The organism is Delftia sp. GW456-R20, from assembly GCF_001622915.1.
GTDB classification, from domain to species: Bacteria; Pseudomonadota; Gammaproteobacteria; order Burkholderiales; family Burkholderiaceae_C; genus Comamonas; species Comamonas acidovorans.
The window spans coordinates 300124-322252 of the sequence record NZ_LWCN01000004.1 but is presented as its reverse complement, the minus strand read 5'-3'; the positions used below and the strand labels follow the sequence as shown (position 1 = coordinate 322252).

At 67.5% G+C, this 22129-nt stretch carries 18 protein-coding genes, 1 pseudogene and 1 riboswitch; of the genes and pseudogenes, 6 read left to right on the top strand and 13 right to left on the bottom strand.

From position 1 onward, the window contains the following. The first annotated feature begins 18 nt into the window (after positions 1–18). Positions 19–1080, top strand: coding sequence for a biotin synthase BioB (gene bioB / locus A4F85_RS07080; protein ID WP_063326147.1), 1062 nt, complete (start codon positions 19–21; stop codon positions 1078–1080). A gap of 36 nt (positions 1081–1116) precedes the next feature. Here bioB and A4F85_RS07075 read toward each other — a convergent pair. Then, positions 1117–2270 (bottom strand): annotated as a pseudogene (locus A4F85_RS07075) (site-specific integrase). Positions 2271–2531: 261 nt separating this feature from the next. Here A4F85_RS07075 and A4F85_RS07070 point away from each other — a divergent pair. After that, a complete protein-coding gene (locus A4F85_RS07070; RefSeq protein WP_013802420.1) occupies positions 2532–3515 on the top strand; it encodes a DNA-binding protein in 984 nt (327 codons plus the stop codon). A gap of 21 nt (positions 3516–3536) precedes the next feature. Here the strand turns inward: A4F85_RS07070 and A4F85_RS07065 are convergent, their stop codons facing one another. Continuing rightward, positions 3537–4238 carry a GntR family transcriptional regulator gene (locus tag A4F85_RS07065; protein WP_013802419.1) on the bottom strand — a complete coding sequence of 234 codons (702 nt, stop codon included), beginning with the start codon at positions 4236–4238 and terminating at the stop codon, positions 3537–3539. A gap of 283 nt (positions 4239–4521) precedes the next feature. On the opposite strand from A4F85_RS07065, the gene A4F85_RS07060 reads away from it, so the two are divergent. Beyond that, the gene (locus A4F85_RS07060) at positions 4522–6123 is read left to right on the top strand and encodes a gamma-glutamyltransferase family protein (RefSeq protein ID WP_063326146.1); all 1602 of its coding nucleotides are present in this window, start codon (positions 4522–4524) and stop codon (positions 6121–6123) included. 73 nt (positions 6124–6196) lie between these two features. Here the strand turns inward: A4F85_RS07060 and A4F85_RS07055 are convergent, their stop codons facing one another. After that, on the bottom strand, positions 6197–6865 hold the full coding sequence (locus A4F85_RS07055) for a GntR family transcriptional regulator (protein ID WP_012205610.1): 669 nt from the start codon (positions 6863–6865) through the stop codon (positions 6197–6199). A 268-nt stretch (positions 6866–7133) separates the two neighbouring features. Between A4F85_RS07055 and A4F85_RS07050 the strand changes: the two genes are divergently transcribed. Next, the gene (locus tag A4F85_RS07050; protein ID WP_063326145.1) at positions 7134–8126 is read left to right on the top strand and encodes a Bug family tripartite tricarboxylate transporter substrate binding protein; all 993 of its coding nucleotides are present in this window, start codon (positions 7134–7136) and stop codon (positions 8124–8126) included. A 68-nt stretch (positions 8127–8194) separates the two neighbouring features. Here the strand turns inward: A4F85_RS07050 and A4F85_RS07045 are convergent, their stop codons facing one another. Then, a complete protein-coding gene (locus A4F85_RS07045) occupies positions 8195–10027 on the bottom strand; it encodes a methyl-accepting chemotaxis protein (protein ID WP_063326144.1) in 1833 nt (610 codons plus the stop codon). 135 nt (positions 10028–10162) lie between these two features. Beyond that, positions 10163–11488 carry a serine hydrolase domain-containing protein gene (locus A4F85_RS07040; RefSeq protein WP_197485464.1) on the bottom strand — a complete coding sequence of 442 codons (1326 nt, stop codon included), beginning with the start codon at positions 11486–11488 and terminating at the stop codon, positions 10163–10165. A 166-nt stretch (positions 11489–11654) separates the two neighbouring features. Here A4F85_RS07040 and A4F85_RS07035 point away from each other — a divergent pair, with 166 nt between their 5' ends. Next, positions 11655–12581 (top strand): LysR family transcriptional regulator, encoded by a 927-nt coding sequence (locus A4F85_RS07035; protein WP_197485463.1) that lies wholly within the window; start codon positions 11655–11657, stop codon positions 12579–12581. A gap of 4 nt (positions 12582–12585) precedes the next feature. Here A4F85_RS07035 and A4F85_RS07030 read toward each other — a convergent pair whose 3' ends face one another. The 8 genes from A4F85_RS07030 to A4F85_RS06995 all read right to left on the bottom strand — a co-directional run bounded on the left by A4F85_RS07030 (position 12586) and on the right by A4F85_RS06995 (position 20978). Beyond that, entirely contained in the window at positions 12586–13368 is a 783-nt protein-coding gene (locus A4F85_RS07030) for a (2Fe-2S) ferredoxin domain-containing protein (RefSeq protein ID WP_231890482.1), read from the bottom strand. Then, positions 13355–14143 carry an ABC transporter ATP-binding protein gene (locus A4F85_RS07025; protein ID WP_063326140.1) on the bottom strand — a complete coding sequence of 263 codons (789 nt, stop codon included), beginning with the start codon at positions 14141–14143 and terminating at the stop codon, positions 13355–13357. The genes A4F85_RS07030 and A4F85_RS07025 overlap by 14 nt, the downstream gene beginning before the upstream one ends. Further along, positions 14140–15225 (bottom strand): FecCD family ABC transporter permease, encoded by a 1086-nt coding sequence (locus tag A4F85_RS07020; protein ID WP_063326139.1) that lies wholly within the window; start codon positions 15223–15225, stop codon positions 14140–14142. Before A4F85_RS07020 ends, A4F85_RS07025 begins: the two co-directional genes overlap by 4 nt. Further along, positions 15212–16255, bottom strand: coding sequence for an ABC transporter substrate-binding protein (locus A4F85_RS07015; protein WP_063326138.1), 1044 nt, complete (start codon positions 16253–16255; stop codon positions 15212–15214). The genes A4F85_RS07020 and A4F85_RS07015 overlap by 14 nt, the downstream gene beginning before the upstream one ends. Beyond that, a complete protein-coding gene (locus tag A4F85_RS07010; protein WP_063326137.1) occupies positions 16255–18417 on the bottom strand; it encodes a TonB-dependent receptor in 2163 nt (720 codons plus the stop codon). The genes A4F85_RS07015 and A4F85_RS07010 overlap by 1 nt, the downstream gene beginning before the upstream one ends. Before the next feature lie 121 nt (positions 18418–18538). Further along, a riboswitch (cobalamin riboswitch) is annotated at positions 18539–18857 on the bottom strand. Between the two features lie 12 nt (positions 18858–18869). Beyond that, entirely contained in the window at positions 18870–19565 is a 696-nt protein-coding gene (locus tag A4F85_RS07005; protein ID WP_063326136.1) for a 2OG-Fe(II) oxygenase, read from the bottom strand. Positions 19566–19583: 18 nt separating this feature from the next. Then, entirely contained in the window at positions 19584–20234 is a 651-nt protein-coding gene (gene alkB / locus A4F85_RS07000) for a DNA oxidative demethylase AlkB (protein WP_063327904.1), read from the bottom strand. A 12-nt stretch (positions 20235–20246) separates the two neighbouring features. Beyond that, positions 20247–20978 (bottom strand): 2OG-Fe(II) oxygenase, encoded by a 732-nt coding sequence (locus tag A4F85_RS06995; protein ID WP_063326135.1) that lies wholly within the window; start codon positions 20976–20978, stop codon positions 20247–20249. Between the two features lie 223 nt (positions 20979–21201). Between A4F85_RS06995 and A4F85_RS06990 the strand changes: the two genes are divergently transcribed. Continuing rightward, on the top strand, positions 21202–22023 hold the full coding sequence (locus A4F85_RS06990) for a hypothetical protein (RefSeq protein ID WP_063326134.1): 822 nt from the start codon (positions 21202–21204) through the stop codon (positions 22021–22023). Positions 22024–22129: the final 106 nt, after the last annotated feature.

The following is a 22129-nucleotide window of genomic DNA, read 5'->3' as shown; positions in this document are numbered from 1 at the left end:
CCCACAGAGGAGTTTTTGATGACCGCCTGCAGCACCACCCCGACGACTTCCGACAGCCCCGCACAGCCTGCGGCCGGCAGCCCATTGCAATGGCACGCACGCCCCTCCAAAAGCGACACGCTGCCGTTTGACGGCGCCTGGAGCGTGCAGGCCATTCAGGAACTGCTGGACAAGCCCTTCATGGACCTGATGTTCCAGGCCCAGAGCGTGCACCGCGAGCACTGGCCCGCTGGCGATATCGAACTGGCCACGCTGCTGTCGGTCAAGACGGGCGGTTGCCCGGAGAACTGCGGCTACTGCCCGCAGGCGGCCGAGTTCGATACCGGCGTCAAGGCGGAAAAGCTCATGAGCGTGGACGAAGTCACGCGGGCCGCCCAGGCCGCCAAGGACGCGGGCGCCACGCGCTTTTGCATGGGCGCGGCCTGGCGCGCGCCCAAGGACCGCGACATCGAGAAGATGAACGAGCTGATCGGCGCCGTGAAGGGTCTGGGCATGCAGACCTGCGCCACGCTGGGCATGCTCCAGCCGCACCAGGCGCAGTCGCTGCGCGAAGCGGGCCTGGACTACTACAACCACAACCTGGACACCGCGCCCGAGTACTACCAGGACGTGGTCAGCACGCGCCAGTACCAGGATCGCCTGGACACGCTCAAGGCCGTGCGCGGCGCGGGCATCAGCGTGTGCTGCGGCGGCATCATTGGCATGGGCGAGGCGCCTGTGCACCGCGCGGGCCTGATCGCCCAGCTGGCAAATCTCAATCCCCATCCCGAATCCGTGCCCATCAACAGCCTGGTGCGCGTGCCCGGCACGCCGCTGGCAGACAGCGAGCCTGTCGATCCGCTGGACTTCGTGCGCGTGATCGCGGTGGCGCGCATCACCATGCCCACGGCGCGCGTGCGCCTGTCGGCGGGCCGGCAGCAGCTGGGCGACGCCGTGCAGGCCCTGTGCTTCATGGCCGGCGCCAATTCCATCTTCTACGGGGACAAGCTGCTGGTCACCGGCAACCCCGATGTGGAAGCCGACACCACGCTGCTGCGCAAGCTGGGCCTGAGCGGCACGCGGACCTCGGTACAGGAGTGAGCTTTTTGAGCTTTTGAGCTCTTTTGAGCCAGCGGCTCAGGACTGCGGCCGGCCGCTGCCTTGCGCGGCGGCGGCCGCATCGTCGTCACCGGCATCGAGCAGCCGGGCCGCACGGTTGCTCAACGCGGAATCCGCACGGAAATAGCCCAGCACCGTATTGACGCTGCTGTGCCCCGTCAGCGCCATGGTGTCGGGCAGGGGCACGTTCTGGCGCCCGGCTTCGGTCACAAAGCCCGAGCGCAGGGAATGCGCCGAGAAATCCCCCTCCACGCCCGCCAGCGCACAGCGCTGCTTCACGATGTCGCGCACGGCCGCTGGCGACAGGGGCTCGCCCACATGGCCGCCTTTGCGGATGCGCCGGAAGATCGGCCCTTCCTGTATGGCAGCGGCACGCAGCCAATCGGCCAGCGCCTGGGCCGCGCGCCCGGTCACGGGCTTGTGGTTCTCGGGCGCATCCCGCCCGGACTGGTTGGTCTTGGAGTGCGCCAGCGTGTAGATGAATTCCTGCGGCCCCACGGCGCGCAGGTGGCGCATGTCGGCCCCGGCCACCTCCGAGCGGCGGCGCCCGCCGCTGGACCAGGCGAACAGCAGCAGGGCGCGGTCACGGCGGCCGCGCAGGCTGTCATCGCAGGTCTGCAGCAATTGCTCCAGCAAGTCGCGCGTCAGCGCATCCTTTTTGGCGGGCTGCTCGCCGCGCCGCGCATAGGCCTTGCGCGTGCGCGACATCAGCTCGCGCACCGCGCCGTCCTGGCAGGGGTTGGCCAAACCGTGCACCTGATGGGCCTTGGACAGCACCGCCATGCGGTGCACCAGCGTGTTGTGCGACAGGGGGGCCTTCGCGGGCCTTGTATCCGGCCTCGACCAGGGCGCGGTCCATGTGCGCCGGCATTTCACTGGCCAGGCCCGCGCCGGTCTGCCGCTGGGCGTGGTCGATGATGAACTGCAGCACACAGGCCACATTCAGCGGCAGCTGCATCTGCCGCTCAAAACGCAGCGCATGCCAGGCGGCCCAGTAGCGCATCGCACTCTGGTAGCTGTTTCTGGTGTTGGTGGATTCGCCCTCGCGCAGCAACTCGCGCACGGCCTGCTGGGCGGCAGGCTCCAGCCCCGCAGAGGGCAGGGTGCTGCCTTGTTTTGTGTCTTCCAGAGGCGGGGGCTTGGGGAATCAGCGAAAAGGGGCCGTTGCGCATCCGTGGATTGTCGCCCGGCGCAGCAGGGCCGCCCGCCGCGGCGCCTGCGGCAATGCAGGCCACGCAAAGTTCAGTTTCCAAGCTTTCCAGAGGCTGCAGCGGCCTTTTGCCTGGGCAAAGCCGTGTAATGTACGTATCCATACTGTATGAAAATTTCATATGTAATATTTAATACATCTAACATATGATGTATTACGTAGAATTAAAATAACCCACGATAACAATCACTTATCGTTGGTAATCTGGAAAATAGTTCACGATATGCAGAAAACATCCACCCGCGGCGTGCAGGAAGCCGATGTCTGGGCCGCGGCAGACGCCTTGATCGCCCAGGGCCTGCGGCCGACCATCGAGCGCGTGCGCCAGCAAATCGGCCGAGGCTCGCCAAATACCGTCAGCCCGATGCTGGAAACCTGGTTTGCCACCCTGGGCCAGCGCCTGGGCGTGGCGGCAGGGCAGGGCGAGCTGCTGCCCTCGTCAGTACCCGATCCCGTTCAGCGCCTGGCGCAGCAGCTTTGGGACGCTGCCCAGGAAGCCGCCATGGAGGCCGCCCGCGCCGCGCTGCAATCGCGCGAGGAAGCAGCGCAGGCCACGCAGGCCGAGCTGCAGGAGCAGCAAGAGCAAATGGCGCGGCGCGAGGCGTCCATGCAGGCGCAGAAAGAGGCCATGGACCAGGCCCTGCAAGTGGCCCAGGCGCAGTCGCAGGACTTGTCGCGCCGGCTGGATGAAATGCAGCAGCAGCTGCAGGACCGCGACGAGCGTCTGGAGGAAATGCGCGATGCGCTGGCCGAAGCGGCCCGCCAGCGCGAGGCGCTGCAGCAAAAGCATGGCGAGGAAATGCAGTCCGCCGCGCTGGAGCGCCAGCGCATGGCCGAGCAATACGCGGGCAATGAGCGCCACATGCTCAACGAAGTGGACCGCGCACGCCAGGAACTGGCGGCTGCGCGCAAGACAGCCACCGAGCAGGAGCGCAAGGCAGCGACCCGCCTTGCAGAGCTGCAAGGCCGCTATGAAAAGAGCGAGGAGGAGCAGCTGAGCCTGCACTCCCAGCTGCAGACCGCCCAGAATGCGGCCGCCCTGGCGCAGGAGCGTGCGGCGGACCTGCGCAGCCTGCTGGAGGCGCAGCAGCGATTGGCCGCTGGCGGTGCCTTGCCGGATGCCGGCGCGGGGCTTTCGCTGGGCCGGCGCGGCAGCCTGTCCGCGGCGCGCCGCTCCATGACGCGCCTCAAGGACAGGAGAGGCTAGGGCGTATCGCCCACGCCAAGGTCAGGCCTTGGCGCGCGATTTGCCTTGGGGCGGCCGATGTCTGCGCATGGCCTGCGTGATGCTGTCTACCGTTCCACGCACATGCGCGCGCACTTCGCGCTCCATGCGATCCGGGTCACCGGCCTGCAGGCTGGCCACCAGTTGCTGGTGGTGCTCCTGCAACTTCGGCGAGGGCTCGTTGTTTTCCAGCCAGATCCGCATCAGCGGCTCGACCACCGAATGCAGGGCCGAGATCTGCTCGCACAGGCGCGGGGCTGCGCTGATGCGGCAAAAGCGCTCGTGAAAGCGCCGGTGCACCGTGATCCATTCCGACTGGTCACTCTCGCAGCGCTTCATTTTCAAAAGCAGGTCCTGCAGGTCGTCCACATCCGCCTGGGTGCAGCGTCTGGCGGCCATGGCTGCGGCCAGGCCTTCGAGCACGGCACGCATCTCGAAAACCTCGATGACCTCGCTCTCGGAAAGCTCCCGCACGATCGCGCCCCGGTTCGGCGGCATGACCAACAGGCCTTCCGCAGTCAGCCGGCGCAAGGCCTCGCGGACCGGCATGCGGCTCATGCCGATGGAGTTGGCAATGTCATCGGCCACCAGCCTGTCGCCCGGCTTCAGCAGCCCCATGCGGATGCCATGAGAGAGGTGTTGGTAGGCCTCTTCGTGGGCGCTGGTCTGAGCCGCATCGGGCGAGGGGGTGGCAAGTGGCGGCATGGTGATGGTTCTGGGGTGGGCGGAGCCCGGTCGTCATTCTAGGTTTGGCTGTCAGGGTCCAGGGCGCACTCTGATGGTGCATTTTGTACGGCCAATCCAGGCATGGTGATTGCTTGGGTATCTTTGGAAAAATTGGATACAAAGATATCAGGATACGGTAATCTCGAGGCTGCCTCGCGCCCTGCGTCGATGGCGGTCCGCTGCAAGCAGCGTTGGCAGCCTCCCGGCCCCCCATTCATTGCCCGAAATCCAAGTCCCAGCAACACAAGGAAGAAGAACCGTTATGCGTAATTTCCAGAATCCTGGCCGTTCCGTCGTCATGTCCACGCACGGCATGGCGGCAACCTCGCACCCGGCCGCCACCCAGGCCGCTGTTCGCATCCTGGAGGCCGGCGGCACCGCCATGGATGCCGCCGTCGCGGCCTGTGCGGTCCAGTGCGTGGTGGAGCCTGGCTCCACCGGCATTGGAGGAGACTGCTTTGCGCTGTACAGCGAGAAGGGCTCCGACCGGATCACGGCCTACAACGGCGCCGGCTGGGCGCCCCAGGCCACCTCCCTGAAGGCCGTTCTTGCCTCGGGCGAGGAAAAGCAATTGCGCCGCCAGTCGCCCTACGTGGTCACGGTGCCTGGCGCCGTGGACGCCTGGGTCGCCTTGACGGAGCGGTTCGGCCGGCTGCCCATGGGCCGCCTTCTGGAAGATGCCATCCGCTTCGCCGAGCAGGGCTATGCCGTGGCGCCGCGCGCCGGCACCGACTGGGCCATGCACACGCAACTGCTGGCCGCCACCACTGCGCGCGACATCATGCTGGTCGATGGCCGGGCACCGGCCATCGGATCGGTTCACCGCCAGCCGCAGTTGGGCGCCACCTTGCGAAAAATCGCCGAGCAGGGCCGCGCCGGCTTCTACGAGGGAGAGGTCGCGCAGGACATCGTCTCCTATCTGCGCAGCCTCGGTGGCGTGCACACGCTTGAGGATTTCGCCACCTATCGTGGCGAGTTCGTGCAGCCGGTCAAGAGCAGGTTCCGAGACCATGTGGTGCACGAGTGCCCGCCTCCGGGCCAAGGCATCATTGCCCTGCTGCTGCTGAACATTCTGCAGGGCCTGGAGCCGGGCACGGACCCGCTCTCGCCCGAGCGGCTGAAGGCCGAGATCGATGCCACGCGCATGGCCTACCGGGTGCGGGATGCGCTGCTGGCCGATCCGCGCTTTGCCGATGTGGACATCGACTATCTGGTGTCGCAGGAGCTGGCCGCCCAGCTGCGCAACGGCGAGTTCCCGGAGCATTTCAAGACCCCGGCGACCAATGCGGCAGCGGAGCACAAGGACACGGTCTACATCTCGGTGGTGGACAAGGATCGCAACTGCGCCAGCTTCATCAACTCGATCTTCCACCCCTTCGGCTCCGGCCTGATGGCGCCCAAATCAGGCGTGCTGCTGCACAACCGGGGCCAGAGCTTTGAACTGGCTGAGGGCCACCCCAATTGCATCGGGCCAGGCAAGCGGCCCCTGCACACCATCATCCCCGGCATGACCACGAAGGATGGCCGCGTGGAGCTGGTGTTCGGCGTGATGGGCGGCCACTACCAGGCCATGGGCCATGCGCACTTTCTGTCCAAGGTGATCGACTACGGCTGCGACATCCAGGCCGCCAGCGATCTGCCCCGGCTGTTCCCCATTCCCGGCACCGACAAGGTGGAGGTCGAAAGCACCTTGCCGCAGCATGTCGCGCAGGCGCTGGAGCAGCAGGGCTACCGGTTGGTGGCGCCCGGCTATCCTGCCATCGGCGGCGCCCAGGCCATTCGGGTGGATTGGGACAACGGTGTGCTGCACGGCGCATCCGACCACCGCAAGGACGGCTGCGCCATGGGCGCCAACCGCTCCTGACGGACGGCAGCCTGCGCGCTGGCTCCAGGCTGTCTTGACAGCGAAGGGGCCGGCGCGGCTTTCAGTGCGGATTTCAGTCGGCCTGGTTCGCCTGGAGGATGCCTGGAAGCGTGCGCAGGATGTGGGCGCGCATCAGGGCTTCCACCTTTGCGCCATCCCTGGCCTTCAATGCGCCTATGAGTTCTTCGTGCCTGTCATGCACGTAGTCCGTCGATGGCTTGCCCTCCAGCCACACCCGCATCAGGGGCTCGGAGACCGAGTGCAGGGACGCGATCTGCCGCATCAGCTGGGGAGCGTCTGCAATGGTGCACAGGCGCTCGTGGAACTGGCGATGCGCCGTGATCCATTCCGATGCATTCAGACCGCTGCGGTGCATGCGCTGCAGCAATTGCTCCAGATCGTGGATGTCATTGGTGGTCACGTTCTCGGCCGCCAGGGTGGCCGCCAGGCCCTCCAGCACCGAACGCATGGCGAACACCTCGCGCACCTCTTTTTCGGTCAGCACCCGGACCACCGAGCCACGGTTGGGGCGGTTGACGATCAGCCCCTCCGTGGCAAGGCGGTTCAGCGCCTCGCGCACGGGCATGCGGCTGGTGCCAATTTCGGCCGCGATGTCATCCGGTGCCAGCCGCATGCCCGGGCGCAGTTCGCCCGTGCGTATGCCGCGCTTGATGTGTTGGTAGGCCTCTTCCTGTGCCGTGGCATGGACAGTGTCAAACGAGGCGCGTCGGTCGGTCAGCATGGTTTATCCGGTGTCTTTCGCCCAGGGCAGGGGCCCGCCGATTCTACGGGGACCTGCCTGCGCCTCCCGGGACCCCGTTTGTGCCGGTTTCCACGCAGCCATGCCTGTGCAGATGATGGCAAGAGGCGGTTTTCCCTAGAGCTGGTTCGATTATTGCTTGCTAATCTTCTGCATGATTGGATACAAATATCTAAATATCTATGCATTTTCCCCATGGCAGCTGGAACCTGTTCCTTCGCCATGCCTGCTCTCCAACCTGAAGAAGACCATGCCTCTCCAAACGCTCCGCACTCCCCTGGCCACGGCCATGCTGTCTGCCCTGGCCCTTGTCGCATCCGCTCAAGCCTCTGCCCAGGGGGCCGGCGCCTGGCCCAGCAAGCCCATACGCATCGTCGTCCCCTTTCAGGCCGGGTCCGCCACGGATCTTTTGAGCCGGCAAGTGGGGGCCGGGCTGAGCACTTCGTTGGGCCAGCCCGTGCTGGTGGAAAACAAGCCGGGTGCGGCCGCCATGATCGGCAGCGACACCGCGGCCCGGGCCCCGGGCGACGGCTACACCCTGCTGATGAGCGGGCCGGCCTCCATGGTCACCAACCGTTTTCTGTACAAGAAGCTGAGCTACAACCCGGACGCCTTCGAGAAGGTGGCCATCGTGGCGGTCACGCCCAATGTGCTGCTGGCGAACCCGTCCCTGCCGTTCAGTACGCTGGCTGAGATGGTGGCCTATGCCAAGGCAAACCCCGGCAAGCTGACCTATGCCTCCTTCGGGGCCGGCACGACCTCGCACATGGCTGGCGAGTTCCTGCGCCAGGCCGCTGGCATCGACATAGTGCATGTGCCCTACAAGGGTGCGGCCGAGGCCATTCCAGCCTTGATATCGGGCCAGGTCTCCCTGTACTTCGACACCATCATGACCGCCTTGCCCCAGGTGAAGGCCGGCAAGCTGCGGGCCCTGGGCGTATCGACTGCGAGCCGCGCCGCCATGGCCCCGGACATCCCGACGATTGCCGAACAAGGCTATCCGGGCTTTGACATCGCCCCGTGGTACGGCATCGTGGCCAGCCACGGCACGCCGCCGGCCGTGGTCTCCCGGCTCAACACCGAGATCAACAAGCTGCTGAACACCCCTGAGTTCCGCGAGCGCCTGGTGGCCACCGGCGCCGAAGCCCGTGGCGGCAGCGTTGCCGACTTCGAGGCCTTCGTCAAAACCGAGGTCCCCCGCACGGAGAAGCTGGTGCGGCAGGCCGCAATCGCGCTGCAGTAACCGGACCGGCGCCGCCGGGACAGGGCGGTGGGGCAGGGCGGTGGGTTGCCTGCCGTGCGGCGCCGATTTCATCTATGCAGGGCGATGCTCCTGGACCGGGATGATTCGCTGTCCAGCCGAAAGCCTGCCACCACGTCCGCCAGTTGCGCGGCCTGCTGCTGCAGCGACTGCGCCGCGGCCGTGGCCTCTTCGACCAGGGCCGCGTTCTGCTGGGTGGACTGGTCCATCTGGCTGACGGCCGTGCCGATCTCGGCAATGCCCGTGCTCTGTTCCTGGCTGGCATTGCTGATCTCGGTGACGATGGCGGTCACGCGCTGCACGCTTTCCACCACCTTGCCCATGGTGGCGCCCGCGTCCTGCACCAGCCGGCTGCCGGCATCGACCTGGCCCACGGAATCGTCGATCAGCGCCTTGATCTCCTTGGCGGCCGTGGCGCTGCGCTGGGCCAGGGTGCGCACCTCGGAGGCCACCACGGCAAAGCCCCGGCCCTGTTCGCCGGCGCGGGCCGCTTCCACGGCGGCGTTCAGCGCCAGGATGTTGGTCTGGAAGGCAATGGAGTCGATCACGCCAATGATGTCGGCAATGCGGTGCGAGGACTGCTCGATGCCGCCCATGGTGCGCACCACCTGGTCCACCACGGTGCCGCCATGCGTGGCGATGTCCGAGGCGCTGCTGGCCAGTTGGCGCGCCTGGCGCGCATTCTCGGCGTTGTGCTGCACGGTGGCCGTGAGCTGCTCCATGGCGGCAGCGGTTTCCTCCAGCGAGCTGGCCTGCTGCTCGGTGCGCGCCGACAGGTCCTGGTTGCCGCTGGCGATTTCGGTGGAGGCATGGCGCACGGTCTCGGACGATTCCCGGATGCGCACCAGCACCGAGGCGATCTTGTCGGTGAAGTGGTTGAACGCGCGTGCGATCTGCGTCAGTTCGTCATTGCCTTGCACCGACAGGCGGCGCGTGAGATCGCCGTCACCCGAGGCGATGTCTTCCAGCGCATCGCGCACCACGGCCAGCCGGCGCGTGACGCGGGCGATGACGGCGCCCAGCAGCGCAATCGCCAGGATCAGGGAAATGGCAACGATGGCGCCCGACACCTTGAGCAGCGAACCCAGCGCGGACAGCGCCTCGTCGCGCTGCACGGCCACCACCAGTTGCCAGTTCGTGCCGGGCACGCCCTGGCCGTAGAGCAGGAAGTCCTTGCCGCCGACGGCCGTGTGCATGCCGGAGTCCGCCTTGGGCAGGGCCTGGATGGCGTCGGCACGCAACTGGGGCGAGAGCGCGGAGACGGGCTTGAGCGTGAGTGCCGGATCGGGATGGGTGACGATGGCGCCCGCCTCATCCACCAAGAAGGCAAAGCTGCCCGGCGTGGGCCTGATGGCGCCCACGGTGCGCACCACCGTGGTCAGCAGCACATCGGTGCCGACCACGGCGACGGGATTGCCGGCCGGGCCCACGGGCTCGGCAAAGGTCACGCCCACTTCGGGTGGCGAGACAAACAGATAGGGCGCCGTCACGATGGGCCTGCCTTCCTTCAGCGCCTGCCTGAACCAGGGGCGGGCCGTCACGTCGTAGTCCGCAGCCATCTCGTTGAGGAAGAACATGCGCTTGTCGGTATAGCCGAAGTAGGCATCCGAGAAGCCGCCGCCGTCGCGCAGCGCCTGGACCACTGCACGCGGCTCCGGCGTATCGACCGCCTGCGCCAGGGTATGGGTCAGCAGGCGCTTGGTCGCCACCCATTCGCCCAGAACCTGGGCCTGGGCGTTCACGAGCTGGCGGCTCTGGTCGTCGAGGGTGGACAGCACATGGCGCTGCACCGTGAGGAAGTTGGCAATGGCCAGGGCCAGCATGGCCACGGTGACGATGGCCACGCTGAGCGCGATGAGTCGCGCACGCAGGGACTGGAACATAGAAGAATTACTTATTGCAAGAAGATGCTACATACGTTAGCAAATTTTCTTGACAATACGCGTCCTTGCAGGCGGTGCCCCCTGGCCGCCGAAGCCTATGCGGGAAATTCGCGCCCCTTCAGCGCTTCAGCACTGTCAGCGTTCCCCCGCCAGCAGCCTGCCCAGCGCCTCGTAGGCGGGCAGCGAGGTCGGGTCATTGGCCGCATTGCCAGCCACCGGGTGGGAAGCGAAGCGCGCAATCACCATCTGTGCCTTGGGATCGATGTAGACGGTCTGGCCATGCACGCCGCGTGCGGCGAAGGCGCCATGGGCGTTGTGCGTGACCCACCACATGTTGCGGTAGGTCCAGCCCGGCAGCAGCTTGTAGCCGGCCTTGGCAAAGGCCGCCGCATCGCCGCCCCGGCGGATATCGTCCACGGCGGCTGCGGGAACGATCTGCTGGCCGTTGAACTGGCCCCGGTTGCGCAGCATCTCGCCAAAGCGCGCCAGGTCCCGCAGGCCCAGGTTCAGGCCGCCGCCTGCAAAGGGCGTGCCAGTGGAGTCCACCGACATGTAGGCATCCTGCTCGGCGCCCAGGCGGCTCCAGATGCGCTCGGACAGCAGTTCGGCCACGGACTGGCCGCTCACGCGCGCCAGCACCCAGCCCAGCGCATCGGTGTTGGCCGTGCGGTAGCCGAAGGCCTTGCCGTGCACGCCTTCGGGCTTCACGGTCTGCAGGAATTCGTAGTAGCTGCGCGGCCCGGTGTAGTCCTTGGCCTTGGGCAACGGGTTGCCGGCCGCTGCATGCGCCCAGACCTCGGCCTGGGGGTCCGCATAGTCTTCGCTGAAGCGTATGCCCGTGGTCATGTCCATGAGTTGGCGCACCGTGGCGTTGCCGAAGGCCGAGGCCGCCAGCTCGGGCACGTACTCCGACACGCGGCGCGAGGGATCGAGCTGCCCCTCGGCAGCCAGCATGGCCGCCAGCGTGCCGACGAAGGACTTGGTCACCGACATGGCGCCGTGCTGGCCTTCGGGTTTGAGCACGCCGAAGTAGCGTTCATAGATCACGCGGCCCTTGTGCAGCACCACGATGCCGTCTGTGTAGTTGGCCTTGAGCGAATCGCGCCAGGTCATGGGCTGGCTGGCACCCAATGGCGTGAAGCGCAACTCGTCGATGTCGTCACGCAACGCCTGGGCCAGCGGCGCTGCAGGCGCCAGGCCGCGCGACACATTCACCGTGGGCATGAGCTGGCGAAAGTGCGAGACGCTCCAGCGCATGGCGGGAAACTGGAAATAGGAGCCATCGTCGAAGCGCAGCATGCGGTCCGGCGGCGGCGGCGAGCCCACCATCCAGCCCAGCTTTGCGGGGTCGCTGGCATCGGCATCGGGATAGGAGGGGGTCTTGGCTGCGGTGACCCCTGCCGTGGCTGTGGCGAACACAAGGCTGCCAGCCAGGACACCGGCGAAATGTTTGAGCTGCATGCCGGCAACCATACTACGGTTGCCGCGGCGCCAAGATCCGCTGCCAAAGGATGGAAGCCGGCTTCCATCCCAGGCCGTGCGCCCAGTTGGCGCAAGCACGACAAATGGCTTTCTCGTTGGACTAAGCTTCAAATAGTTTTTGAAAATCAAAGCCTGGCGAATGCCCATGAAAAGCCTGCAAGACCTGGATATCTTCGTGCGCACCGCAGACAGCGGCAGCCTCTCGGCCACGGCGCGTGCCCTGGACCTGACCCCGGCTGCGGCCAGCGCAGCGCTCAAGCGGCTGGAGGCAGAGCTGGGCGTGACCCTGTTCGTGCGCTCCACGCGCAGCCTGCGGCTCACGCAGGAGGGCGAGCTGTTTCTGGAGCACTGCCGCCCCGCGCTGGCCGGCCTGCGCCAGGTGCGCGACCAGTTGGCTGGCGGCCAGGCCGCTTTGCGCGGCACGCTGCAACTGGCCGCCCCCTCCGACCTGGGCCGCAACGTGCTCATGCCCTGGCTGGACGAGTTCCAGAGCCAGCATGCAGGCGTGGATCTGCGCCTGCACCTGTCCGACCGCGCTGCCAATGTCTACAGCGAGCCTGTGGACGCGGCTTTTCGCTATGGCAGACCGCAGGATTCCAGCCTGGTGGCCTTGCCGCTGTCGGACACGCACCGCCGCGTGCTCTGCGCCGCGCCTTCCTATCTGCAGCAGCGCGGCGCTCCCGCCACCCCCCACGACCTGACTGACCATGACTGCCTGTGCTTCATGCTGGGCGAGGAAGTGCACGACCGCTGGAGCTTCTGGCCGGCAGGGCAGGGGGCAGCCGTACCTGAGCCGGTCCATGTCCGGGTGCGCGGCCGCAATGTGGCCAATGACGGAGATGCCGTGCGGCGCTGGGCCGTGGCCGGGCGAGGGATTGCCTACAAGTCGTATTTCGACGTGGCCGAGGACCTGGCCCGGGGCCGCCTTCTTGCGCTGTGCACCGACTGGACGACCGAGTGCGTGCCCCTGTTCCTGGTCGCCCCCAGCCGCAGGCAGTTCACGCCGCTGGTGCGTGCGTTGCGGGATTTTGTGGCGGTGAGGCTGGCCAAGCTGGAGGCGGCACAGCCCTGAGACATCACGAAGCCTGCGTTCCCAGCTCCACAGGCCCGTGCACATGGTGCTCCGCGCAGACCTGCTGCGAGAGCACATGGGCCTCCACCACCTGGGCCACATTCCCGGCCGTGAGCCGCCCGTACCAGACGCCGTCCGGATAGACGATGGCCAGCGGGCCATGGTTGCAGGGGTACTGGCAACTGGTCTGCAGCAGGCGCAGCCTGGCACGCAGTTCGCTGCTGGCCTGCACGGCCTCGCCCAGGCTTTGCCAGACGGCCACGGCGCCCAGGGCCGTGCAGCGCGGTCCCGTGCAGACCAGGGCATGGTGCTGGTGGTCCGGCACCTGGGACCAAGCCTGGGGATCGTGCTGCCATTGGTCGCCTGCGGATTCGGCAATGTCGGGGGCCTGAAGGGCCTGGGCCATCTGCGACAGCAGCAGCGCGGGCATGGCGGCAGCGCCTAGCAGATGGTCGGCAAACCGCACCTGCACGCCCTGGTCCGGCAACTGCGAGCGCCAGCGCATGGCCAGCTTGTGCAGCCAGCGCAGCAGGGCAGGCTCGTCGGGCGAGAAAAGGGGCAGCACGACGATGGAGCGCGCCGGCAGGCATTGCTGCAGCGCCTCGGGCAGCGAGGGTGCGGCCTTGTCCACGAAGGATGTGACGACCTTGCAGGCCGGCTCCAGCGTCTGGCGCAAGGCATCGGCCAGTTCGATGAGGCTTTGGCGCGAGGCGGCGCCCGTGCCGCCACGGCCCAGCACGATCACGGCGTCGGGCCCGGGCGGGATGGATTTTTCAGAGGAGTTCATCGGGAATGAAGCTGATGCGCAGCCGGCCGGTGGCGGCATGGATGTCCACCTCGGCAGCCACGCCGTAGACCTGGCCGATGGTGGCCGGAGTCAGTACCTGGGCCGGTGTGCCATGGGCAACGATGCGGCCTTGTTCCATGAGATAGAGACGGTCGCAGTAGTGGGCGGCGATGTTGAGGTCGTGCAGGGCGACGATGCTGCTGATCTGCAGGCGCCGGACCAGTGACATCAACTCCAGCTGATGGCGTATGTCCAGGTGGTTGGTGGGCTCGTCCAGCAGCATCAGCCGTGGCTGCTGGGCCAGCGCGCGGGCCACGAGCACGCGTTGCTTCTCGCCGCCGGACAGGCTGGAGAAACGCCGCTCCTCCAGCGCCAGGGCATTCACCTGGGCCAGCGCCTGGCGCATGCAGGCGAGGTCCTCGGCGCTGTCGCCCGCCCAGGGGGACTGGTGGGGGATGCGGCCCATCATCACCGCCTCGCGCACGGTGAAGTCAAAGCTCTGCGGCGCCTCCTGCGCCAGGACCGAGACCTGGGCCGCGAACTCGCGCGCCGTCATATCCCGGATGTCGCGCTGGTTCAGCAGCACGCAGCCCGCGTCGGGGCGCAGCACGCGGTAGAGCATGCGCAGCAGGGTGGATTTGCCGCTGCCGTTGGGGCCGATGAGCCCCACGCATTCGCCGCTGTGCAGGGCAAGGCTGGCCTGGTCCACGATGCGCCGGGCGTCGGCACGCCGGGCATCGGCACTCCAGCACAGCTCCTGGGCTTGCAGCTTCATGGGCCGCGCCCTCCCTGCACCGGCTGGCGCACCAGCATCCAGACGAAGAAGGGTCCGCCGATCAGCGAGGTGATCACGCCCACGGGCAGTTCCATGGGCGCAAAGGCCGTGCGCGCAACAAGATCCACCAGCACCAGCAGCAGGGCGCCGGCCAGGGCGGCCACGGGCAGCACGCGCCGGTGGTCCGTGCCCACCAGCATGCGCGCGGCGTGCGGCACGATCAGTCCCACAAAGCCGATGGCGCCGCTGACCGCCACCATGGTGCCCGTGAGCAGCGACACCGCCAGGAACAGTGCGCGCCGCAGCCGTGCCGTGTCCACGCCCAGCGTAGCGGCGGCCTCGTCACCGGCCAGCAGGGCGTTGAGCGGGCGCGTCTGCAGCCCCAGCCAGAGCATTCCTGCAGCCAGCACGGCGGCGGGAATGCCCAGTTCCTCCCACTGCGTGCCGGCCAGGCTGCCCAGCGTCCAGGTCAGCAGGGCATTGGCCAGGTCGCGCTGGCCCGATGACAGGGTGATCAGGCTGGTCACGCCCGCCAGCACATAGCCGATGGCCACACCACCCAGGATCAGCCGCGTGGCATGGATGCGGCCCTGGGAGCGCGCCAGCAGGTAGACGGCGACGGTGGCCGCCAGCGCCCCGGCAAAGGCCCCGGCCGTGAGGGCGTACATGCCGGCCGAGGCCAGCGCACCGAAGGCCAGCACGGCCACGGCGCCCACCGACGCACCCGAGGACACGCCCAGCAGATAGGGATCGGCCAGCGGATTGCGCACCATGGCCTGCATGATGGTGCCCACCACGGCAAGCCCCGCGCCCACCAGGGCCGCCAGCAGCACGCGCGGCATGCGGATCAGCCAGACGATCTGCTGGTGCTGCGGCGTGATGCCCTCCAGCGGCGGCGGCTGCATGCCCAGCGCCTGCAGCAGCCGGCTCCAGGCAATGCGCCAGACCGTGCCGGCAGGCATGTCCACGGGCCCCCAGGTGATGGCCAGCGTCATCACCATCAACAGGGCCGCGAACAGCAGCAGGCACCAGAGGCGGGCGGCGCCCGAGCGCCTGGGCCAGCGGGAATCAGTTGGCCGCATGGCTGGGCGCCGGCATGCGGTCGGGGTGCAGGGCCTGCGCCAGGGCGCGGGTCCGCGCAATATTGCGCGGGCCGGGCGTGGCCTCGGCATAGGTCATCACGAAGAACCGCTTTTCGCGGATGGCATCGACGCCGGCCAGCTCGGGCTTGGCCAGCAGGAAGTCGATCTTGCCCTGGGCATGGGGCTGGCCGTAGTCGATGATGACGATCCACTGCGGGTTGCGCTGCACCACGTCCTCCCAGTTGCCTGCAGGCCAGTTGCTGGGAATGTCGTCGAAGATGTTGCGCCCACCCGCTTCCTCGATCATGGCCTGCGGCATGCCGTAGCGGCCCACGGTCACGGGGATGTCCTGGCCGCTGTCGTAGACGAAGACCGCAGGCCGCTGCCGCACGCCCTGCATGCGCTCGCGCAGGTCCTTGAGTTCGCGCTCCAGCCCCTGCGCCAGTTGCTCGGCATGGGCGTCGATGCGGAAGATGCGGCCCAGGTTGCGCAGGTCGGTCAGGCCGTCTTCCAGCGCTACCTGGCTGCGCGGCCCCACGCGGATGCACGATTCGGACAGCACATACGAGGCAATGCCGTGGCGCTGCAGCACCTCGGGCGTGACCTGGCCCTGGCGAAAACCGTAGCTCCAGCCTCCGAAGACGAAATCTGCCGAGGCGCCCAGGATGGCCTCCAGGTTCATCTCGCGCTCGGCCAGCCGCGGCACGCGGGCCAGCTGGGCCTGGAAGGCCGGGTCGATCTGCTTGGCCTGCGTGATACCGCTGTAGCCCACCAGCCGATCGCCCAGGCCCAGAAAGAGGAACATCTCGGTGATATTCACGTCATGGGTCACGGCGCGCAGCGGTGCGCTGGCGTAGGTCACGGGGCTGCCGCAGACATTGACGGTCACGGCCGCCTGCGGTGCGGCAGCCGGTGCCGGCAGTTCACTGGTGGTGCCGGAATCGCTGCGCGAGCAGCCGGCCAGCACCAGGGTGGCCGCCAGGGCGCCAGCGCACAGGCCGTGGAGGCTTTTGGAGCGCGCCATGGCCATCAGAACCGGATATGGGCCGCGATCTCGAAGCGGCGGCCTTGCCCGACCAGGAACTGGCTGCCGTAGCTCGATCCCACATAGACCCTGTCGGCCAGGTTGCGGCCGATCAGGCTCAGGGTGGTGCGCGGGTCCACCTGCCAGCTCAGCGCGGCGTCGGCCACGGTGTAGGCGGGCAGGTTCACGGTATTGGCGTTGTTGCCAAAGCGGTCACCCACGTAGCGCAGGCCCAGCGAGGCTTGCCAGGCGCCCACGCGGTAGTGGCCCCAGAGGTTGGCCGTGGTCTTGGCCACGTTCTGCGGACGGTTGCCTGCGCGGTTGCCGCCAGCCTCGATGAGCTTGTCGAACTGGGCGTCCACATAGGACAGGTTGCCCTCCAAGCGCAGGGCGGGCGTGGCCTGGAAGGTGGCGGTGGCTTCCGCCCCGCGTGAGGACTGGCTGCCGCCCTGGATGGAGACGGCTGGGCGGTCCGGGTCGCGCGTGATGATGTCGTCCTTCTTGATGTCAAACACGGCCAGCGTCCATTCGCCGCGCCCGCCAGCCACCTGCTGCTTGATGCCGATCTCGGCCTGGCGGCCCTTGCTCAGCTTGTAAGCCGTGTTGGCCAGGTTCAGCGAGACCAGGCTGTTGACGGGATCGTGTCCCGAGCTGATCTGCCCATAGACATGGGTGTTGCGGGCCAGCTCATAGGTCAAACCCAGGCGCCAGGAGGTAGCGGCCAGCGTCTTGTCGAAGTCCGTGCCGCCCACCAGCGAGTGGCTGGCAAAGTCGTAGACATCGCGGCGCAGGCCGGCCATGGCCAGCCAGCGGTTGCTGATGCGCCAGGCATCTTCCAGGTACAGGGCATGCTGGGTCACGCCGGTTTCTGTCTTGGCGGCGGTGAGATCCGGGCTGGCCCAGCTGCCATGCACGGGGTCCCAGGCCGAGACCGTGGACGAGCCGCCATAGGGCGAATTGTTGGACAGCCGCAGGTTGATGCGCGCGGCCTCCCAGCCCATGGCGATCTTGTGCGAGCCCCGGTCCACGTTCAGGCCCAGGCGGTTGCCGGTCTGCTCCAGGTCGTGCAGGATTTCCAGGTAGTCGGAGCGGCCCACGGTCCAGGTGGCGGGGTTGAGCGCGTAGGCCTCGATGTTGCGCCAGTGGCGGTCGGACTTCACGTGGTACAGCTCGTTGCGCACCGTCAGCCAGTCATTGGCCTTCCATTGCACCTTGGCGCGCAGGCGCTCGTCGGCATAGCGCAGCACGCTGTCTTCGGCGTTGTAGTTGCGGTCGCGCAGCGACTCCACCACCTTGCCGTCCAGGCCCGGCGTGCCCCAGTAGCGGCTGGGCTTTTGCACGCTGCGGTCGGCAATCAGGTCGATCTGCAGGTCGCTCGTGGGCTCCAAGCGCAGCGTGCTCATGAACTTGCCGTTGCGCGACTGGTCCAGATCGCGCTCGCCTGCGCTGCGCGCGGTGTAGCTGTCGATGCGGTAGCTGGCATAGGCGCCCAGGGCGCCGGTCACGCCCAGGCCCAGGCGCAGCGTGTCGTCCGTGCCCGCGCCCAGCAGCACCTCGGCCGAGCTGGTGCGGCTGGGCTGCTTGCGGATGGCGTTGACCGTGGCGCCCATGGTGCCGCTGCCATACATCAGCGAGGCCGGTCCACGCAGCACGTCGATGCGCTCGTAGCCCCAGCTGTCACCCGGATAGGCCGTGGTGCCGGCGGCCACGCCCAGCACCATGCCGTCTTCGGCCACGCCCACGGAATTGACACCCGCAAAGCCACGGCTGCTGAAGGCCAGGCCGCCGTTGCCCGGCGTGCTGCTGGCCGTCAGGCCCACGGTGCGCGTGACGGCGTCCACCAGGGCGTAGTCGCCACGCTCCTGCATCTGCTCGGCAGAGACGCCGTCCACGCTGGCCGGCACTTCCTGGTTGGAGACGCCGGTATGGCTGGCAGAGCGCGCAGGCTGGGCCAGTTGCTGGCCGATGCGTTCGGCCTGGCCGGTGACCTGGACCTCGGGCAGGGCGGTTGATGGGGGCGTTGGCGTTGGCGTGGGCGTTTGGGTTTGAGCCTGCGCCGGCAGGCAGATGAAGGCGCAGGCCAGGGCCAGCGGGCTCAGCCGCACGGAAAGGGACTGGGCAGCGCGAGCGCTGGAAACCCTGGAAAAGGAAGAATGCATTTCGAACATCGGTCTTCGACCGTCTGATGCGAAAGCAAGGCACTGCCACCTCTCCAGCCAGCGTGGGAGGAAGGGGCGCAGGACGTTGCCATCCGCACCCCGCAGACAGTCAAGAAAACGCCTGCACAGCAGGCGCGAAACGCAGCAGGCCGGTCTCCGGGCTCACAAGCGGCGCAAGGAAAGGCCTTCCGCCCAGCGCCCCGTCTTCCCAATCCACCCGCGAAAAGCTGCATGTTGCAGACCACGCCATGAACCAGTGACAGCCTGTCATCGCCCCTCCGCAGGGTTGCGGAGACTGGCGGGACAGGCATGGAGCGCCTTGACTTGTTTACCGTTGCGGGGGCAGCCAAGGCCTGTGCCGGCAGCGCAAAAAGCATTTGCTGGCAGTCACCTTGTTCCCGTTTCATCCCCATGGCTGGCATGTGGACACCTGTTGCACGGATGCCTTTGCAGGCGCGGCATTATAGCCAGCGGTCCGTTTGCAGAGCCTTGGGCGCCTGGGGCACGTCGGGCAAAAGCAGCTCCAGACCCAGCCACTCGCCACGGTGAACGCGGCTGATGGCATGCCGCAGGTGCACGCGGTAAAAGCCCGCCGCACCGCGCACCGGGCGCGGCCCCGTGGCGATGATGGCCGCATCCCCCAGGCCCAGCGGCAGCACCATGGGGCGCGATTGCATGCGCGGGCGCTGCTCGGTCATCACGAATTCGCCGCCCTCGAAATCCTGGCCCGGCCGGGACAGCAGCAGCACCAGCTGCAGCGGAAACACCGCCGCACCTTCGCTGTATGACCGCAGCGGGGCATGGCCTGCTTGCGGCACGCGCAGCAGATGTGGCTGTGGCTGTGGCTGCGGCTGCGTTTGGCCTGCTTTCCCGCCCGGACGCATTAAATCCTCGAAGCAGCCTGGCAACTCAGGCTGCATGCCCATGTGTTCGCGCCAGCGGTTGGCCAGGGCCAGCAGATGCCCGTACAGCACCGGGCGCCATGCCTGAACGCAGGGCGGCAGGCCAGACGCGGCTGCCGCCTCGCGGGCCAAGGCGCGGCTTTCATCCGCAGTCAGCAGCTGCGGCAGCAGGGCATGGCCTTCGGCATCGAGCTCAGCGGCAATCCGCACCCAATCCAGGCGGGCGAAGCGATCCTGGCTGTTGAGCCTACCCATTTCAGACTGTCCGACCATTCAGCCCGCCTTGCGAAAAGTGAGATTGATGCGCCGCCCGCCCAGCAGCGGGTGAGGCTGGTCCTTGAGCGGCAACACGCCGTGGTGGCGCAGCCGATCCACGCCGCCCCAGACCACCACGTCGCCATGCTGCAGCGGCACCCTGGCCGTCCTGTCCGCCCGCGCCAGTCCTCCAAACAGAAAAGTGGCCGGCATGCCCAGGGACACCGAGACAATGGGCGCGCCCAGGTCGCGCTCATCGCGGTCCTGGTGCAGGGAAAGCCGAGTGCCGGGCAGGTACTGGTTGATGAGGCAGGCATCGGGCACAAAGCCATCGAACCCCGCCACAGCGGCCGCCTCGCCCGCCAGCCGGACAAACACGGCCGGCATGGCCGGCCAGGGCTGGCCGCTGAGTGGGTCGATGGCGCTGTAGCGGTAGCCGCGCCTGTCGCTGGTCCAGCCCAGCGCGCCGCAGTTGGTCATGGCCACCGACATGGTGAAGCCACCCGGCGTGACCAGATGGCGCAGCGGCGCCCGCGCCGCAATGCCTTCGACCGCCTCCAGCAACTGCGCGGCATGGGGCAGGGCATGGCCGCGCAGCACCACGGATTGGGGGCCTATGGATTCGGCCCCGGTGGGATGTTCATCGGCGAAAAGATCCAGCGTGCTCATGCCGGCCATCCATCAAAGTGCGTCATGAAAGATCAGCCCCACGGTATGGCGATGGCCGCTGTGGATGCGGCTGACCCCATGGCGCATGGCCACGCGGCGGTAGCCGGTGCGCCGCCCGGGCACGGGCCGGTGGCGCACGGCAAGGACCAGCGCATCGCCCTGATCCAGTGCCATCACATCGGCCCGCTGCCGGTCGCCATCTGCCTGGGTGGTGACGAACTCGCCACCCGTGAAGTCCCGCCCGGGCCGCGACAGCAGCAGCACTACCTGCAGCGGAAACACATGCTCTCCATAGACGTCCTGGTGCAGGCAGTTGTAGTCGCCCGCACCGTATTGAAGGATGAGCGGCGTGGGCCGCAACTGGCCCTGCGCGTGGCAGCGCGCCAGGAAGTCCTGCAGCCGGTCCGGATAGCGCACTTCCAGCCCCATGCGCTGGTTCCAGAGATTGGCCACCGGCGCCAGGCGCAGATACAGCTGCTCGCGCAGGCGCTGCAGCAGCGGTGGCAAGGGGTAGTCGAAATATTGGTACTCGCCGCGCCCGAAACCGTGGCGTGCCATGACGATGCGGGAGCGAAAGCCGTCCTCCCTTGCGTAAAGAGCGGCCAGGTCGCGGCACTGCTGCGCATCCAGCAGGCCGGGCAGGCGCGCGCAGCCTTGCTCATCGAGCTGGTGCTCCATCTGCGTCCAGTGGCAGGGCGGGGCGGATTCGCAAGCTTCGTTGTCGAAAAGACCGAGGTTGTGCATGGCGGGCGGAGTTGGCGGTATAGGCGCGGTTGGCAATATGGGCGCTGTGGGCAATTGCCGCAGTCTAGGGCGCCGCCGCAGCGCCTGCATCCCGCTTCTTGCAGTGGACAGAATGTCAACCGGTGGAAGCGCCTGCCAGCCGCCTGCTGGACAGGCCTGGGAGGGCCGGCTGGCGGCTGCAATTGAACAATCGAGGCATTCCTGCAAACGCCTCAGGCCCGCCATGTCCAGCAACGTCCATCACCTCTATCTTTTCTTCGATACGCCCCTGCAGCTGCGCCGCGTGCAACTGATCTGCCAGTACCTGGCCCGGCAGTCCTGGGAGCAGGCCGAGCGCTGGATCCATGAGCTGGACCCCGCTCTGGACCGGTCCGCGCTGTGGGATGACGACTGGGCCAATGCCAGCGCCCTGGGCCATCCCCAGCACCTGGAACTGGGCTTTGACACCCGCACCACGGCCGGCATGCCCTGGCGATTGCTGGAGACGCTGTTCCAGCACGGGCTGCAGGCGGCGGTGCTGCATGTCTTCTACGACCAGGTGGGCGAGAGCGAGCGCTACCACTTCGATGCCGGCCGATGGGTCAGCCACCACGCCTGGCTGTCCCGTTACCCGGAGCGCCAGGTGCTGGTCGATACGAATGGCGAGGTCTATCCGCAGCCCGGCCAGGAAGAGGGCGCCGACGGCACCGCCCTCACCAATCCGGCCCAGCCCATGACCATCACCCGGCTGCGCGAGCGGGACCAGGAGCGTGACCGCCAGGCCCAGGAATCCGTGCAGGCCCTGCTGGACACCCTGGCCAGCCTGCGCAAGAGCGGCGTATCGCCCGTGCAGGGCATCGTGGGGCTGTTCATGCTGCGGGCCGGCTTTCGCGGGCTGTGCGAGGCCGTGGCCTTCACCGTCATTGCGGCCCTGGCCTTCAGAGGCAAGGGACTGTGGCTCTGGCTGGCTTTGGGATTGGTGCTGGCGGTGGTGCTGCCTCTGTACCGCATGGCCGGCGCGCGGCGGGAGTTTGCGGGGCAGGGTGGCGGCGATGCCGCATCCTGAGACAATCCGCGCTCGGCAAAATGAAACAAATTGCACAACACCAGCTGAATCCCAGGAGAGGGTGAACAGGATGAGGATACGGACCATGGCCCCGGCAGGACGGATC